This window comes from Haloferax sp. KTX1 (genome assembly GCF_902410085.1).
GTDB classification, from domain to species: domain Archaea; phylum Halobacteriota; class Halobacteria; order Halobacteriales; family Haloferacaceae; genus Haloferax; species Haloferax massiliensis.
Genome location: NZ_CABPRH010000333.1, coordinates 1 through 394 on the forward strand (window position 1 = coordinate 1; position 394 = coordinate 394).

A 394-nucleotide genomic window follows, 5' to 3' on the forward strand; every position below is an offset into this window, starting at 1 on the left:
GTCCGTAATCGTGTGGACGACATCGCCTTTCGTACAGGGTGCGACGTGGACGAGTTCGTTGCCGTCGTACTCAGCCAGCCCCATGACTGGTAGCGCCATGGTGTCGTACGCCGATTCCGCCACTTCTGAGTCAACGGTCGTGTCCTGATAGAAGGATTCCAGCGAGACGTTGTTGGTCAGCGCCCACTGCTTGAACTCGGCGACGCGGTTCAGGATGTACGTGCCTTCCTCCGTCCGTGCGGCGGCCGACTGGGGTGCGATCTGCTTGCCCCAGACGATGACGTTGAACCCGTCGATGTGGTCGTTCTCGTCGAGCGTCTGGAGACGGTCGATGACCGCCTCCTGTCGTTCGTGTGCGCCGTCGGGCAGCATCGACCGAACGTACAGCTCGATG

1 protein-coding gene is annotated in these 394 nt (G+C 61.4%); it reads right to left on the reverse strand.

From position 1 onward, the window contains the following. On the reverse strand, positions 1–393 hold a 393-nt coding region (locus FY251_RS22075), incomplete at its 3' end, for an HTH domain-containing protein (RefSeq protein ID WP_369333713.1). Position 394: the final 1 nt, after the last annotated feature.